This window comes from Bradyrhizobium sp. cf659 (assembly GCF_900113725.1).
GTDB lineage: Bacteria > Pseudomonadota > Alphaproteobacteria > Rhizobiales > Xanthobacteraceae > Bradyrhizobium.
Genome location: NZ_FOQJ01000011.1, coordinates 147,943 through 164,098 on the forward strand (window position 1 = coordinate 147,943; position 16,156 = coordinate 164,098).

12 protein-coding genes are annotated in these 16,156 nt (G+C 66.2%); 8 read left to right on the forward strand and 4 right to left on the reverse strand.

Annotation, left to right across the window (positions count from 1 at the left end; genetic code table 11):
- Nucleotides 1-50: 50 nt before the first annotated feature.
- Both BM118_RS32430 and BM118_RS32435 read right to left on the reverse strand, forming a co-directional pair.
- Nucleotides 51-1,334, reverse strand: coding sequence for an MFS transporter (locus tag BM118_RS32430; protein WP_092190933.1), 1,284 nt, complete (start codon nucleotides 1,332-1,334; stop codon nucleotides 51-53).
- Between the two features lie 55 nt (nucleotides 1,335-1,389).
- A complete protein-coding gene (locus tag BM118_RS32435; RefSeq protein WP_441299771.1) occupies nucleotides 1,390-2,592 on the reverse strand; it encodes a pyridoxal-phosphate-dependent aminotransferase family protein in 1,203 nt (400 codons plus the stop codon).
- Between the two features lie 133 nt (nucleotides 2,593-2,725).
- Between BM118_RS32435 and BM118_RS32440 the strand changes: the two genes are divergently transcribed.
- The 3 genes from BM118_RS32440 (at nucleotide 2,726) to BM118_RS32450 (ending at nucleotide 6,963) form a co-directional block, all read left to right on the forward strand.
- Complete coding sequence (locus BM118_RS32440) at nucleotides 2,726-3,463, forward strand: GntR family transcriptional regulator (RefSeq protein WP_177234893.1); 738 nt, start codon at nucleotides 2,726-2,728, stop codon at nucleotides 3,461-3,463.
- 103 nt (nucleotides 3,464-3,566) lie between these two features.
- Nucleotides 3,567-6,542: an FAD-binding and (Fe-S)-binding domain-containing protein gene (locus BM118_RS32445; RefSeq protein ID WP_092190938.1), complete on the forward strand. Its 2,976-nt coding sequence runs from the start codon at nucleotides 3,567-3,569 to the stop codon at nucleotides 6,540-6,542.
- Nucleotides 6,535-6,963, forward strand: coding sequence for a GlcG/HbpS family heme-binding protein (locus tag BM118_RS32450; protein ID WP_092190940.1), 429 nt, complete (start codon nucleotides 6,535-6,537; stop codon nucleotides 6,961-6,963). Before BM118_RS32445 ends, BM118_RS32450 begins: the two co-directional genes overlap by 8 nt.
- Nucleotides 6,964-7,215: 252 nt before the next feature.
- Here BM118_RS32450 and BM118_RS32455 read toward each other — a convergent pair whose 3' ends face one another.
- Nucleotides 7,216-7,998, reverse strand: coding sequence for an enoyl-CoA hydratase/isomerase family protein (locus tag BM118_RS32455; protein ID WP_092190942.1), 783 nt, complete (start codon nucleotides 7,996-7,998; stop codon nucleotides 7,216-7,218).
- Nucleotides 7,999-8,177: 179 nt separating this feature from the next.
- Between BM118_RS32455 and BM118_RS32460 the strand changes: the two genes are divergently transcribed.
- The gene (locus BM118_RS32460) at nucleotides 8,178-9,548 is read left to right on the forward strand and encodes a caspase family protein (RefSeq protein WP_092191156.1); all 1,371 of its coding nucleotides are present in this window, start codon (nucleotides 8,178-8,180) and stop codon (nucleotides 9,546-9,548) included.
- On the opposite strand, the gene BM118_RS32465 is transcribed toward BM118_RS32460, so the two are convergent.
- On the reverse strand, nucleotides 9,545-11,635 hold the full coding sequence (locus tag BM118_RS32465) for a molybdopterin oxidoreductase family protein (RefSeq protein ID WP_092191158.1): 2,091 nt from the start codon (nucleotides 11,633-11,635) through the stop codon (nucleotides 9,545-9,547). The two genes, BM118_RS32460 and BM118_RS32465, sit on opposite strands and share 4 nt — an antisense overlap.
- 251 nt (nucleotides 11,636-11,886) lie before the next feature.
- On the opposite strand from BM118_RS32465, the gene BM118_RS32470 reads away from it, so the two are divergent.
- Genes BM118_RS32470 through BM118_RS32485 form a run of 4 tightly spaced genes read left to right on the forward strand, consistent with a single transcriptional unit; the run spans nucleotide 11,887 to nucleotide 16,147 of the window.
- The gene (locus tag BM118_RS32470) at nucleotides 11,887-12,843 is read left to right on the forward strand and encodes a Bug family tripartite tricarboxylate transporter substrate binding protein (RefSeq protein WP_177234909.1); all 957 of its coding nucleotides are present in this window, start codon (nucleotides 11,887-11,889) and stop codon (nucleotides 12,841-12,843) included.
- A gap of 15 nt (nucleotides 12,844-12,858) precedes the next feature.
- The gene (locus tag BM118_RS32475; protein ID WP_092190946.1) at nucleotides 12,859-13,329 is read left to right on the forward strand and encodes a (2Fe-2S)-binding protein; all 471 of its coding nucleotides are present in this window, start codon (nucleotides 12,859-12,861) and stop codon (nucleotides 13,327-13,329) included.
- Nucleotides 13,326-15,452: a xanthine dehydrogenase family protein molybdopterin-binding subunit gene (locus BM118_RS32480; RefSeq protein ID WP_092190948.1), complete on the forward strand. Its 2,127-nt coding sequence runs from the start codon at nucleotides 13,326-13,328 to the stop codon at nucleotides 15,450-15,452. Before BM118_RS32475 ends, BM118_RS32480 begins: the two co-directional genes overlap by 4 nt.
- Complete coding sequence (locus BM118_RS32485; RefSeq protein ID WP_092190950.1) at nucleotides 15,449-16,147, forward strand: molybdate ABC transporter substrate-binding protein; 699 nt, start codon at nucleotides 15,449-15,451, stop codon at nucleotides 16,145-16,147. The genes BM118_RS32480 and BM118_RS32485 overlap by 4 nt, the downstream gene beginning before the upstream one ends.
- The last annotated feature ends 9 nt before the right edge of the window (nucleotides 16,148-16,156 follow it).

Genomic DNA, 16,156 nt, shown 5'->3' on the forward strand with positions numbered 1-16,156 from the left:
CCTCTCCTTAAGGCTCCTCCCATGCACGGACGGCGGGCCTCCGCCGCCCCCTACTCCGCGGGCACCACCTTTCCGGACGGCAGCCTGCCCTCGGCCTCCGCGAACGGACGCTCCGGATGCATCAGGAAGGCGGAAAAGCCGCCGAGCAGCAGCAGCCCCATCGACATCAGGAACGGCAGGTACCAGTTGCCGGTCGCGTCGATCACGAAACCCGCGACCAGCGGGGAGACGATGGCCGCGAAGGCCGAGCCGGTGTTCATGATTCCCGAGGCCGTCCCGGAATATTTCGGGGCGATGTCCATCGGGATCGACCACATCGGGCCGATCACGAGCTCCGCGCAGAAGAAGCCGGCCGACAGGCACAGCGCGACGATGGTGATGTCGTGGACGAACAGGATCGGAAACAGCGAGAGCAGCGCCCCCGTAAATCCCGCAACGGTGACGCTGAGCCGCGCCAGGCGGACATTGCCGGTGCGGTCGAGGATCTTGTCCGACAGCACGCCGCCGACGCTGTCGCCGACCACGCCGGCGAAGAACACGCCGGAGGCGAACAGCGCCGAGTTCTTGATGTCGAGGCCGTAGTTGTTCTTGAAGAACAGCGGCAGCCAGTTGAGGTAGAGCCACAGGCACCAGCCGTAGCAGAAATAGGTCAGCGTCACCGGCCACATCCGCCCGAGCAACGGTCCCCACGGCACGCGCGGCCGCTCGCCGGTCGGGCGCGGCGGCAACGCCGCAAGCTCGGCTTCGGTGATGGAGGCATGCTCCTTCGGCTCGTTGCGGAAGTACCAGACCCAGATCACGCCCCAGATGAGGCTGACGAAGCCGAGCACGACGAAGGCACCGCGCCAGGTCAGCCAGAGGATCAGCAGCGCCACCACGGGTGGCGTGACGGCATTGCCGAGCCGGGCGAAGGAATGCGTCAGGCCTTGTGCAAAGCCGCGGCGGTTCGCCGGCGTCCAATATTGCATCGCGCGCGTTGCGGTCGGGAACGTCGCGCCCTCGCCGAAGCCGAGCGCGAAGCGCGCGACGAACAGCGCGGCCAGACCGTGGACGAAGCCGGTCATGATGGTGGCGACCGCCCAGATCATGCCGCACCAGAACAGCGTCTTGCGCGGCCCGAAGCGATCGCCAACCCAGCCGCCGATCACCTGGAACAACAGATAAGGATAGGCGAAGGCCGAGAAGACGAGGCCGAGCTGGGAGTTCGACAGGCCCAGCTCCTTCTGGATCTCGCTCGCCGCCGTGCCGATGTTCACCCGGTCGACATAGGTGATGAAATACATCGCGCAGAGCATCGCCAGCACGACATGCGTGGCCTTGAACCGAACTCCCATCTCACCCCTCCCGACTTGCTGTTGTTTTGATTGCCGCTCGCGTGTCCCGCGCGACTTACGTGCCGACCACTTTCAGATGCGGCGACGCATTGCCCGGCGGGCGCTGCTCCAAAAGCTTCATCGCGACATCGACGCCGCCGGAGCGATGCGGCACGCCCGCAACCGACAGGCCCATCTCCACGCCGGTGAGCGCGCCGAGCAGCGTCAGCGCGTTGCATTCGCCGAGATGGCCGATGCGGAAGACCTTCCCGGCAACCTTCGACAGGCCCGAGCCGAGCGACATGTTGTAATTGTCGAGCACCACTTTCCGGAACTGATCGGCGTCATGTCCCGGCGGCATCAGCACCGCCGTGAGCACCGGCGAGAACTCGGCCGGCTCCTGGCAGAGCACTTCGAGGCCCCAATGATTGACGGCGGCGCGGGTTGCGGCCGCTAACCGCTGATGCCTGGCGAAGACGTTGTCGAGCCCCTCTTCGAGCAGCATCGCGATCGCCTCGCGCAGGCCGTAGAGCAGATTGGTCGCCGGCGTGTAGGGGAAGAAGCCTTTCGCGTTCGGCTTCAGCATCTCCTCCCAGTCGAAATAGGAGCGCGGCATCTTGTTGGTCTTGGACGCAGCGCGCGCCTTCTCCGAGATCGCGTTGAAGCCGAGGCCGGGCGGCAGCATGAAGCCCTTCTGCGAGCAGCTCACGCTGACATCGACCTTCCATTCGTCGTGGCGGTAGTCGACCGAGCCGAGCGAGGAGATGGTGTCCACCATCAGCAGCGCGGGATGCGAGGTGCGGTCGATCGCGGCGCGGATCTCGGCGATGCGGCTGGTCGCGCCGGTCGAGGTCTCGTTGTGCACGACCATGACGGCCTTGATCGCGCGTGCCTTGTCCTCGGTGAGCTTCGCCTCGATCACGGCGGGATCGGCGCCGCGGCGCCAGTCGCCGGGAACGAAATCGACCTCGATGCCGAAGCGGCCCGCCATCTGGCGCCACAGGGTGGCGAAATGGCCGGTCTCGACCATCAGCACCCGGTCGCCCGGCGACAGCGTGTTGACGATCGCAGCCTCCCAGGCGCCGGTCCCCGACGAGGGAAAGATCACCACCGGCCCCGCGGTCTGGAAAATCTTCTGGCTGCCTTCGAGCACGGTGCGGCCGAGCTCGCCGAATTCGGCGCTGCGGTGGTCAATGACCGGCATGTCCATGGCGCGCAGGACGCGCTCGGGGACCGGGCTTGGGCCCGGAATCTGAAGGAAATGGCGTCCCTGGTGCATAAAAACCTCCCTGTCGGCGGGTTCTGGCCGGCGTTGCTGACTATTTTGCATTCATTTTTTGTCCTTTCAATCGAAATTTGGTATTCGATTGTGGACGTCGACGTGACCAAACGGGCAAACTATTGTGCTGCAAATGAAATCCACGATTCCCGACACCGGGGTTCCAATCGCCCCGCCCGCCGGAAACGGCGGTGACCGCCAGGAGGCCTCGCTCCACGGCGAGATCCTGCTGCGGCTGCGCGACTACGTGGTCGAAGGCAACATTCCCGACGGCGCGCGCGTTCCCGAGCGCCAGCTCTGCGAGATGCTCGGCATCTCCCGCACGCCCCTGCGTGAGGCGCTCAAAGTGCTCGCCGCCGAGGGCCTGATCGAGCTGCTGCCGAACCGCGGCGCGCGGGTGCGCCAGCTCAGCCAGCGCGACCTCGAGGAGCTGTTCGACGTCATGGCGGGCCTGGAAAGCCTTGCCGGGCGCCTCGCCTGCGAGGCCATTACCGATGCGGAAATCACCGCGATCGAGCAGCTGCATTACGAGATGTACGGCCACTATCTGCACCGCGACATGCACGGCTATTTCCAGACCAACCAGCGCATCCACGAGAGCATCGTGGCGGCCGCGCGCAACGAGACCCTGAAGACGGCCTACGCCAACTTCGCAGGAAGGATCCGCCGCGTCCGCTACTCCGCCAATTTCGCCCGCAAGCGGCAGCGCTGGGCGGAGGCCATGCGCGAGCACGAGGCCATCCTCGATGCGCTGCGCCGCCGCGCCGGCAGCGAGCTCAGCGACATCCTGTTCCAGCACCTGCGCAACAAGCGGACGGCCGCGATCGAGCACCTGACCGAGCCCCAAGAGGACGCGCCGGCCTCGCCCTGATGGCGGCTGGCTTGCTCATTTTGAATTCATAATATAATCGATCATGAACAATAATGAATAACTCAGCAAGGCTGAGCCTCGCTGGGTCAGTCCGGGATCAGGGATGACAAACGCCTCCTCGCTCGAACGGCGCCTGCGGTCGGAATTGACCGGCGACGTCCTGTTCGACCCCTTCAGCCGCGGCCGCTACGCCACCGACGCCTCGTTCTACCAGATCGTGCCGGCGGGCGTGGTCGTGCCCAAGACCATGGACGAGGCACTGAAGGCCCTGGCGATCGCCCGTGACGAGGGCCGCAAGGTCACCCCGCGCGGCGGCGGCACCTCGCAATGCGGCCAGACCGTCAATGACGGCCTCGTCGTTGATCTCTCGAAGCACCTCAACCGCATCCTGTCGCTCGACGTCGCGAACCGCACCTGCGTGGTCGAGCCCGGCATCGTGCTCGACGACCTCAACCGCCAGCTCAAGAAGCACGGCCTGTGGTTTCCGGTCGACGTCTCCACGGCCTCGCGCGCCACCATCGGCGGCATGGCCGGCAACAATTCGTGCGGCGGCCGCAGCTTGCGCTACGGCACCATGCGCGACAACACGCTGTCGATGGAGGCCGCCCTTGCGGACGGCACGCTGAGCCGCTTCGGCGAGGTCTCGCGCGATCTCTCCGATATTGATGCGGGCGACAATGCCCGGGCGCTATTTCGCGACATGCTCGATCTCGGCACCCGCGAGGCCGACGAAATCGCGGCACGCTTCCCAAAGGTCCAGCGCCGCGTCGGCGGCTACAATCTCGATGCGTTGGTGCCGCGCAACGCGCCGAACAACATGGCGCATCTGCTGGTCGGCTCGGAAGGTACCCTGGCCTTCACCACCAAGGTCGAGCTGAAGCTCTGGCCCGTCATCCGCAACAAGGCGCTCGGTGTCTGCCATTTCGGCAGCTTCTACGAGGCGATGGATGCGGCCCAGCATCTCGTCAAACTCAAGCCGATCGCGGTCGAGCTGGTCGACCGCACCATGATCGCGCTCGGCCGCGACATCGCGATGTTCAAGCCGATCATCTCGGCCACGATCAAGGGCGATCCGGACGCCGTGCTGGTGGTCGAATTCGCCGAAGAGGACCAGGCCGACAATCTCCTGCGCCTGAAGCAGCTCACCCAGCTGATGGGCGATCTCGGCTTCGGCTGGAACAACGACAAGCGCAAATGGGGCGGCGTGGTCGAGATCACCGAGCCCGCGCTCCAGAGCGGCATCGCCGATTTCCGCGCCGCCGGCCTCAACGTCATGATGTCGATGAAGCAGGAGGGCAAGCCGGTCTCCTTCGTCGAAGACTGCGCCGTGCCGCTGCCGCATCTGGCCGACTACACCGCGCGGCTGAACGAGGTTTTTGCCAGGCACGGCACCAGCGGCACGATGTATGCACACGCCTCCGAGGGCTGCCTGCATGTGCGCCCGGTGCTGAACTTGAAGCTGGAGAAGGACGTCAAGGCGATGCGCGCCATCGCCGAGGAAGCCTTCGCCATGGTGCGCGAATACAAGGGCTCGCATTCCGGCGAGCATGGCGACGGCCTGGTGCGCTCGGAATTCCACGAAGCGATGTTCGGCGAACGCCTCGTTGCCGACTTCAGGGAGGTGAAGCAGCGCTTCGATCCCGATGGCACCCTCAATTCCGGCAAGATCGTCGATGCACCCAGGATGGACGACCGCTCGCTGTTCCGCTACCGGCCGGACTATCGCGTCACGGAGCTGAAGACCAAGCTCGACTGGTCCGCTTATCCCGGCGCCGGCGGCGGTTTCCAGGGCGCGGTCGAGATGTGCAACAACAACGGCGCCTGCCGCAAGCTCGAGGGCGGCGTGATGTGCCCGTCCTACCGCGCGACGCGCAACGAGAAGGACGTCACGCGGGGGCGCGCCAACACTTTGCGCCTTGCGATCTCCGGCCAGCTCGGCCCCGATGCGCTCTCCTCCGACGAGATGATGGAGACGCTCAAGCTCTGCGTCTCCTGCAAGGCCTGCCGCCACGAATGCCCGACCGGTGTCGACATGGCCAAGATGAAGATCGAGGTGCTCGCCGCACGCGCCGCCACCCACGGCCTGACGCTGCGCGACCGCCTGGTCGGCTATCTCCCGCGCTATGCCGGACTCGCCTCGCGCTTCGCGCCGCTGGCGAATTTGCGCAATCACAGCCCGCTGCTGCGAAACCTGTTCGAGCGCTTTGCCGGCATCAGCGCGCGCCGGGCGCTGCCCGCCTTCCGCAGCGACGTGTTTGCGCCGCCGGCTGATTGCGTCGGCCCGGAAAACGGCCGCGAGGTCGTGCTTTTCGCCGACACGTTCAACCGCATCTATGAGCGCGAAAACCTCGACGCCGCGCTACGCGTGCTCGCGGCCGGCGGTTATCGCGTGCATCTGCCCAAGCCCGCGAGCGGCAGCCGCCCGCTGTGCTGCGGGCGCACCTTCCTCTCGGCCGGTCTCGTCGACGAGGCCAGGGCCGAGCTCGATCGGCTGGTGGCCGCCTTCGCGCCCTTCGCCGCGCGCGGCGTGCCGATCGTCGGCCTCGAGCCAAGCTGCCTGCTGACGCTGCGCGACGAGCTTGCTTCGCTGCGCAAGGACGATGACGCCAAGGCCATCAGTGCCCACGCGCTGACCTTCGAGGAATTCCTGGTGCGCGAGGCCCAGGCCGGCCGGCTGCAATTGCCGCTCGGCACCGTCGCCGACAAGGCCGTGGTGCACGGCCATTGCCACCAGAAATCCTTCGGCGCCTTCAAGCCGGTCGAGCAGGTGCTGCGGCTCGTTCCCGGCCTCGAGGTCGAGACCATCGAGTCCAGCTGCTGCGGCATGGCGGGCGCCTTCGGCTATGGCACTGAGACCTACGACGCCTCGATCGAGATGGCCGAGCTGTCGCTGCTGCCCGCCGTGCGGCGCGCAGACGAGGCGACGCTGGTCGTCGCCGACGGCACCTCCTGCCGGCACCAGATCCACGACGGCACGAAGCGCGAAGCGCTTCACGTCGCGCGCGTGCTGGCGATGAGCCTCGATCGCGCCAAGACCAATTCCCCTTCTCCAGCTGCAAAGGAACCCAGCCATGGCTGAACTGACGCTCGAAGTTGCCCGCAAGATCCTCGACGCCGCCTTCGCGAAGGCCACCGAACTCAAGCTCAAGCCGCTCGTCGTCACCATCCTGGACGCGCGCGGCGTGCTCAAGATCGCGGCCGCCCAGGACGGCACCAGCCTGATGCGCGCCGAGATCGCGCACGGCAAAGCCTATGGCGCGCTCGCGATGGGCATGGGATCGCGCGCGCTGTACCAGCGCGCGCAGGAGCAGGCCTATTTCATCGACGCCGTGAATACGATTGCCAAGGGCGCGCTGGTGCCGGTCCCCGGCGGCGTGCTGATCATGGACGGCACGACGCTGCTCGGCGCCGTCGGCGTGTCCGGCGACACCTCCGACAATGACGAGGCCAGCGCAGTGGCGGGCATCCAGGCGGCGGGGCTGAGGGCCAACGCGGGGTAAGCCTCCTCCCGTAGCCCGGATGAAGCGAAGCAATCCCTCGTCTTTCCGCGGAGATAGTCTGGATTGCTTCGCTACGCTCGCAATGACGAGTCTGTAGCGCGCATACCGCCTCCCCAATGTCGTCCTGGCGAAAGCCAGGACCCATTACCACCGGCGGGGGTTATGGCGAAGATTGGTGGTTAAGAGCGCGCGCGATAACTGACTCCTGGGGTAATGGGTCCTGGCTTTCGCCAGGACGACACCGACCAACCCTCACCTTCCCGTCCAAACCGGCTTGCGCTTCTCGCTGAACGCCTTCAGGCCCTCTTTCGCATCCTCGGTCATCGCCAGCAGCGCGATCTGGCTTTCGGTGTAGGCGATGCTCTCGTCGAACGACATCGAGGCGATGGCGCGCATGGCGTATTTGCCGCGGCGGATCGCGGTCGGGGATTTGTCGACGATGCGGCCGATCAGCCAGTCGACCTTGGCGTCCAGCTCGGCCGTCGGGACGACGTAGTTGAGCAGGCCCGCTGCCTGCGCCGCCTTCGCGTCGAACGGCTCGCCGGTCAGCGCCCATTCGTTGACGAGGCGCGGCGGGGCGATGCTCTGCAACAGGCTCAGGACCTGCATCGGGAACACGCCGACCTTCACCTCGGGCAGGCCGAAGATGACGTGATCGGCCGCAACCGCCATGTCGGTCATGCACAACAGGCCCATGCCGCCGGCCATGCAGACGCCGCCGACCCGCGCAATCGCCGGTTTGGTGGCGTTCTGTGACAAACGTAACAGATCGGCATAGTCGACATTTGGTTTGGAATGATCCATCGCGAAAGCCGCGCCGGAGTTCTGCAGATCGGCGCCCGCGCAGAACGCCTTGTCGCCCGCGCCCGTCAGCACGATGACGCGGACGTCCTTGTCGTCATGCGCGTCGCGATAGCCTTTGGTGATGCCGGCGATGACGTCGCCGTTCAGCGCGTTGCGTTTCTCCGGCCGGTTGATGGTGATCCAGAACGCCTGCCCGCGCTTCTCGGTGATGACGGCTGTGGTGTCGGTCATGGCACGCTCGCTTCCTTGCTCCCGTTTTGCTGCCATTTGCGGCAGGTCGGGCGGCGGGCGCAAGGGCATTCTGCAACGCCGTGTCACCATAGCGTGTGAGCGCAACTTCGCTTGCCGATTGAATTACCGGCCACGACCTCTATCCTGACCAGAGATTTTGATGACCGATGAGCCATTTCATGCGCACCACCATTGCATTGCTGCTGGCTGGCCTCATCGCGGTGTGCGCCGGCACCACAAGCCGCGCGGCCGATGCGGCGAAGCTCGCACTGGTGATCGGCAACGCGAAATATCCCGACAACGAATTCGTGCTCAACGACGCCGCCAACGACGCGCAAGCCGTCGCCGATGAGTTGAAGCGCGACGGCTTCGTGGTGGACCAGCAGACGAACCTCACGGGCGACGCCATGCGGCAGGCGCTGGATCGCTTCTATGCCCGCATCGAACGCGGCGCGGTCGCGCTGATCTTCTTCGACGGCTTTGGCATCCAGTCCAACCGGCAAACCTACCTGCTTCCCGTCGATGCGCAGATCTGGGCCGAACCCGACGTGTCGCGCGACGGCTTCAGCCTCGACACCATTCTCGCCGAGATGAACACGCGTGGCGCCGCGATCAAGATCGCCCTGATCGACGCCTCCCGCCGCAACCCGTTCGAGCGGCGCTTCCGCCGCTATTCGGCCGGCCTTGCGCCGGCGATCGCGCCGAGCAATTCGCTGGTGCTCTATTCGAGCGCGCTCGGCGCAGTCGCGCCGACCGGCAAGACCGATCGCAGCCTGTTCGTCGCCGAGCTGCTGCGCGAGATGCGCGCGCCGGGCATCAGCGCCGAACAGGCGTTGACCAACACCAAGAACGGCGTGATCACCGCCACCAAGCGGGAGCAGGTGCCGTGGCTGTCGTCCTCGCTGACGACGGAATTCTCGTTTGCGGGCCTCGTGGCGCGACCGCCGGACAACACGGCCGCCGACCCGGCTCCGACGACGCCGGCGCCGCAGAAGCCGGTCTGCGAGGTGCCGCAAGCAGAGCCCACCCCGAGTGCGGACGACCTCGCAAGAGACCCTGTCATCGCCGATCTCAGCCGCAAGATCGCAGCCAACGCCAACGATGCCATCTCGCGCTACAAGCGCGGCCAGGTCTACGCGATCAAGCGCGCCCACGCGCTCGCCATGCAGGATTTTGACGCGGTGATCCGCCGTGCCCCCCGGGATGCGCAAGCGCTGAACAATCGCTGCTGGACGCGGGCTGCAACCGGCGACCTGCAAGGCGCGCTCGCCGACTGCAATCTGGCGCTTCAGCTCGATCCCGGCTTGAGCGATGCGTTCGACAGCCGCGGGCTCGTCAACCTCAAGCTCGGCCGAACCGCCGAGGCGATCAAGGACTATACCGACGCGATCCAGCGCAATCCGCGCTCCTCGTCCTCGCTGTTCGGCCGCGGCGTCGCCACCCGCAGGAGCGGCGGCGACGGCGCCAGCGACATCGCGCTGGCGAAATCCATGGATCCGAACATCGCGAAGGAGTTTGCGGGCTACGGTGTGACCGAGTGCGTGCCTTAAGCAGCGGTCGCCTTTTTGATCCAGACCTTGTTGTCGTGGAATGCGGCGCCGCCGATCGGCGCCACCGCTTCGGCGCCCGTCAGCATGTTGATGCCGCGGCCGCCGACATGATTCTTGTTCGGATGAACGGACTCCGCGATCAGGACGCCGCGCCGCACGCCCTCGAACAGCGTCGCAATCAGCGTGGTCTCGCCGCGGGTGTTGCCGAGCGTCACGGCGTCGCCGTCGGCGATGTCGAGGGAGGCCGCGTCCAGCGGGTGGATCATCACGCTCGCCTTGCCTTCGCGCGCCTGCGAGGACGGCGTCTCGTTGAAGGTGGTGTTGAGGAAGCTGCGCGAGGGACTGGTCGCAAGCCGGAACGGATGAGCCTGGTCGGCGTGCTCGATCACCGCCCAATGGTCGGGCAGTGACGGCATCCGGTCGACATCGCCCATCGTCTGGCCGAACTGCGGATGCGCCCAGTCCGCCTTAAAATGGAATTTCCCGTCGGCATGGGCAAAGCCGTCGAGGAAGTGCGCGGTGCGGAAGTCCGGTTGCAGGTCACGCCAGATGTCGGCTTCGAGGCCGGCGATGTCGCCGTGGTTGCTGAGCTTCAGCGTCGCGTCGATCAGTTCGCGCGACGTCATCTCGAAGCCCTGATGCCCGGCGCCAAGCCGCGGCGCCAGCGCCTGCAGCAGCTGGTGGTTGGAGCGGCATTCGCCGGGCGGATCGATCAGCTTGGGTCCAACCGAGATGTGCTGATGGCCGCCGCCGTAATAGAGGTCGTCGTGCTCCATGAACATGGTCGCCGGCAGCACGATGTCGGCCATCTCAGCCGTCTCGGTCATGAACTGCTCGTGCACCGCGACGAACAGATCCGCGCGCGCAAAGCCCTGCCGAACGAGCGCCTGCTCCGGCGCCACCGTCATCGGATTGGTGTTCTGGATCAGCATCGCCTTGACCGGCCCCTTGCCGAGCAAGGCCTCGGCGTCGCCGGTGAGGATGCGGCCGATCTTCGACTGGTCGAGTGCGCGCGTGGTCCGGTCGATCGTGTCGTGGCCCTCGATGATGGATTCGTTGAAATGCCACAGCGCGTAATTGTTGAAGAAGGCGCCGCCGCCTTCATATTGCCAGGCACCGGTCACCGCGGGAATGCACAGCGCCGCATGCATCTGTGTCGCGCCGTTGCGCGAGCGGGTAAAGCCGTAGCCGAGGCGGAGAAAGGTTCGCTGGGTCTCGCCGACCAGCTTCGCAAACGCCTCGATCTCGGACACCGGCACGCCGCAGATGGCAGAGGCCCATTCCGGTGTGCGCGTCTTCAGATGCGCCTCGAGCTCGGCAGGGCAATCGGTGTACTTGTCCATGTAGGCGCGGTCGGCATAGCCGTCGCGGAACAGGACGTGCATGACACCGCAGGCAAAGGCGCCGTCGGTGCCGGGACGCAGGATGATCTTGATGTCAGCCTGCTTCATGGTCTCGTTGTCGTAGATGTCGACGGCCGCGATCTTGGCGCCGCGCTCCTTGCGCGCCCGCGCGGCGTGCGTCATCACGTTGACCTGGGTGTTGACGGGATTGGTGCCCCAGATCACCACGAGGTCGGAGAGCGCCATCTCGCGCGGATCGACGCCGGCGATCTTGCCGGTGCCGATCGCATATCCGATCCGCGCGACATTGGCGCAGATCGTCTGATAGAAGCGCGAATATTTCTTCACATGCGTGAGACGGTTGAGACCGTCGCGCATCACCAGCCCCATCGTGCCGGCGTAGTAATAAGGCCAGACCGATTCCGCGCCGAACTCGCGTTCGGCCTGGTTGAAGCGGTCCCCAATCTCGTCCAGCGCCTCATCCCAGGAGATACGGGCGAATTGCCCGGAGCCCTTCGGCCCGGTGCGGCGCATCGGATACATCAGCCGTTCGGGGTGATGGATGCGCTCGGCATAGCGGGCGACCTTGGCGCAGACGACGCCGGCCGTATAGGTCTGCTTCTTCGAACCGCGGACGCGGCCGATGCTGCGTCCTTCGACCACCTCGACATCGAGGGCGCAGGCCGAGGGGCAATCGTGCGGACAGGTCGAGTGGCGAATTTCGATCTTGGCGTGCTGGTTCATGTCCCAGTTCGTAACACCAAAATACCGGCCGGCCGAGAGCATTTATCCGGCAACGCCCATGCGATTTGCTCAAACCGCACGCGCGGCCGGCTCCTGCCGCAAACGCGAAATCCGGCACGGCCACACCGAAAACCGCCCGATATTCCCGGCACGATCGACTTTGTGAGGCGTCGACAGTCCGCGTTCCCTGCCGCTACAGTGCGGCCAACAAGAACGATATCAGGGAGGTGGGCGTGACGGCCCGACAATTCATGCTGGCGCTGGCCGCCGGCCTGCTCGGCGTAGTCGCCGCAGCCCCCTCATTGGCGCAAGATTATCCCACGCACGCGGTCCGAATCGTCGTGCCCTTCGGCGCCGGCGGGCCGGCCGACGTCGCGGCCCGGCTGATCGGCAACGCGCTCCAGGAGAGTTTTGGCCAGCCCTTCGTGGTCGAGAACCGCACCGGCGCGGGCGGTGTCATCGGCACCGTCGAAGCGGCGAAGTCGCCGGCCGACGGCTACACGCTGTTGATGATGTCCAATACCCAGACCGCAAATGAATCGCTGCTGACGCCGGAGCAACGCAAATACGAACTGATGCGCGACCTCGCACCGATCGCGCCGGTGAACTATTCCGATCTCGTCATCGTGGTGAACCCGCAGGTTCCAGCCAGGACGCTGCAAGAGTTCATCGCGCTCGCCAGATCGCAACCGGGGAAGCTGAACTACGCCTCCTCCGGCCAGGGAACGCCCTATCACATGGCCGGCGAGCTGTTCAAAGCGATGGCCGGCATCAACGTCGTCCACGTGCCCTACCGCAACAGCGGCGAGGCGCGCAGCGGCGTGATCGGCGGACAGGTGCAGATGATGATCGACGCGGTGCCGGCAATGGCGCCGAATATCGCCGAGAACCAGGTCCGCGCCCTCGCCACCACCGGCAAGCAGCGCTCGGCGGTGCTGCCGAACGTGCCGACCGCCGGCGAGGCCGGCGCAGCAGGCTATGAGGCGACGATCTGGCTCGGCCTGATGGCGCCGGCAGGCACGCCAAAGCCTGTCATCGACAAACTCAATGCCGCAGTAAACGCAATGGTGAAGCGACCCGACATCATAAAACTCTGGACCGCGCAGGGTGCCATGCCCATGTCGATGACGCCGGGGGAATTCGACAAGTTCCTGCGCGGCGACATCGAGAAATGGGCCGATGTCGTCAAGAAGTTCGACAAGTCCTGAGGCCGTAGAACGACCATGCCGACCATTCAATTCCAGCTCAACGGCGCGGCCACGGCTGTGGATGCGGATCCGGATCAGACGCTGCTCGAGGTGCTGCGCGGCCGGCTCGGCGTCACCGGTCCGCATTTCGGCTGCGGCGCCGGAGAGTGCGGAGCCTGTCATGTCTTGGTCGGCGATCGCGCGATGGCCTCCTGCGACATGCCAATGTGGTCGGTCGCAGGCAAAGACGTCGTCACGATCGAGGGCCTCGGCACGGCGGAGCGGCCACACGCGTTGCAGCGCGCCTTCATCTCCGAGCAGGCGATGCAATGCGGCTATTGTGTTGCGGGAATCCTGATCAGCGCGGCGGCGCTGCTGAAGCGCAATCCGTCGCCGACAGAGGCCGAGGTCAGAACGGCTCTCGACCGCAACCTGTGCCGTTGCGGATCGCATAACCGCATGGTCCGCGCCGTGCTGCGCGCGGCCTCGGAGATGGCCACCACATGACGCCCCCTGCCCCGAAACTGCCGGTCAGCCTCCTCGCCAATCCAAGACTGTCGTCCTGGGTGCGGTTCACCGGCGAAGGCCGCGTGGCGATCTTGCCCGGCAAGGTCGAGATCGGTCAGGGCATCGTCACGGCGCTGGCCCAGATCGCGGCGGACGAGCTCGACGTCGATATCTCCAGGGTCGACATGATCCGCGCCTCGACCGCCACCAGCCCGAACGAAGGCGTCACCTCGGGCAGCCTTTCGATCCAGCAATCCGGCCGCGCGCTGCGACACGTTTGCGCCGAAGTGCGCCAGCGCCTCCTCGTCGCAGCGTCGGAACGCCTCGGCGTCGATGCCTCGCTGCTCGATGTCGATGACGGCACGATCTCGGGTCCCGGCAACGTCAGGACCAGCTATTGGGAGCTGGCGGGTGACGTCTCGCTCGACCACGACGCCAGCGTGGGCGTGGCGGCGAAGACCGCCGCCAAGCGCGCCATCGCCGGACATTCCATCCAGCGCGTGGACATTCCCGACAAGGTGTTCGCACGGCCGCGTTTCCTCCACGATCGTGCGCTGCCGGACCTGTTGCACGGCCGCGTGCTGCGGCCGGACATCTCGGGCGCCAAATTGACCGCGCTCGACGAAACGGCCGCGCGCACCGTTCCGGGTCTCGTCGCGATCGCTCGCGACGGTGGTTTCGCCGGCGTGGTCGCCGACAGCGAGGTGGCGGCGGAAGCCGCGCTGAATGCCCTGCGCAAGGGCGCGACATGGTCGGCCGGCGAGCCGCTGCCCGACGAAAACGACATGGCGGGCTTCCTGAAGAGCCAACCGGTCGAGACGACCACCATCGACACCAGAACAGCGGCATCGACGAATAAAGCCGCGCGCACTCTGCGCCGGCAATACACCCGCCCCTACATCGCGCATGCCTCGATCGCGCCGTCCTGTGCGATGGCGCAATGGGACGGCGATTGCGTCCAGGTCTGGACCCACAGCCAGGGCGTCTATCTGCTGCGCGCCGATCTCGCGATCGTGCTCAGGCTGCCGGCAGAAAACATCGTCGTCGAGCATATGGAGGGCGCCGGCTGCTACGGGCACAATGCGGCCGACGACGTCGCGCTCGATGCCGTGCTGCTGGCGAAGGCGGCCGACGGCCGTCCGGTCCGGGTGCAGTGGTCGCGCCACGACGAGATGTCCCATGCTCCGTTCGGCGCGGCCATGGCCATCGAGATCGAGGCCGATCTCGATGCGGACAACGAAATCGTCGGCTGGCGCCATGCGATCTGGAGCAACGGCCACGCGGCGCGGCCGGGGCGCGCGGCGCAGCCGGCGCTGCTCGCGGCAACCGAGATCGCAAACCCCTACCCGCGCATGATCTCGACCAATCCACCGGCGGCCAATGGCGGCGGCGGTGACCGCAACTCGGTCCCGCTCTATGACCTTCCGGTCTGGACGATCACCAGCCACCGCCTGCTGACGATGCCGGTGCGCACCTCGGCGCTCCGCACCCTGGGCGCGCAAGGCAACGTGTTCGCCATCGAATCCCTGCTCGACGAGATAGCCGTTTTGCGCGACGAAGATCCGGTCGCGTTTCGCCTGCGCCATCTGCGTGACGAGCGTGCAAAGGACGTCATTCGCGCCGCGGCCCGACGCGCGCAGTGGAAGCCGGAGAAGCGAACCGGCATCGGCTACGGCGTCGGCTTTGCGCGCTACAAGAACACGGGCGCCTATTGCGCTGCGATAGCGGAGATCGAAGGCTCCGACAACATCCGCGTGAAACGGCTGACGCTCGCAGTCGATGTCGGCGAGGCCATCAACCCTGACGGCGTCGTCAACCAGATCGAGGGCGGCGCGATCCAGGCGACGAGCTGGGTGCTGAAAGAGCGCGTCCGCTTCGACCGGACACGCATTGCCTCCACCTCCTGGACGGACTATCCGATCCTGACGTTCAGCGAGGTGCCGGCGGTGGATGTCGAGATCATCCAGCGGCCGGAGATCGAGCCGGTCGGCGCCGGCGAGGCCGCGCACGGCCCGGTGACGGCGGCAATCGCAAACGCGGTCTACGATTGCCTCGGCGTCCGCGTGCGCGACCTGCCGATCACGCGCGACAAGATCATCGCAGCCATGGAGCTTGCATCGTGACGACAGTGAACATCTTGAGCGGAGGCGCGGCGCAAGGCCTGGTGCGCGGCCTTGCCGAGGCCTACAAGGCGCAGACCGGGCTCGGCATCGACGGCGAGTTCGGCGCCGTCGGCATCATGGCCGACAAGCTGCGTGCAAGTACGCCGGCCGATCTCGTGATCCTGACGCAGTCACTCCTCGCAAAGCTCGCCGAGGAGAAGCTCGTCGTCTCCTCCTCGATCGCAGATGTCGGCAGAGTTGGAACCGCGCTTGCGGTCCGAAACCGCGATCCCAGGGTGACCGTGAAGACTGAAGCCGATCTGCGCGAGGTCCTGCGTGCCGCAGACGCCATCTATGTTCCGGACACCAAGGCTTCGACCGCGGGCCAGCACGTCGCAAAGGTGCTGGATCAGCTCGGCATCGCCTACGAGGTCGCATCGCGTCTCAAGATATTCCCGAACGGCGCGACGGCGATGCGGGAGCTTGCGGCGTCCGCCGCGACGCGGCCGATCGGCTGCACCCAGGCGACCGAGATCATCGCGACCGACGGCATTGCGTTGTCGGGATCGCTGCCGCCGGGCTGCGAACTGGTGACGATGTACACGGCCGGCGTGACCACGCGGGCCGCACATCCGAAAGAAGCCGCCGCGCTGATCGCTTTGCTGACCGGCGCAGACCGACAGGAGCTGCGCCGGCGCGCGGGCTTTGCCGGCTAGGCGCCGATA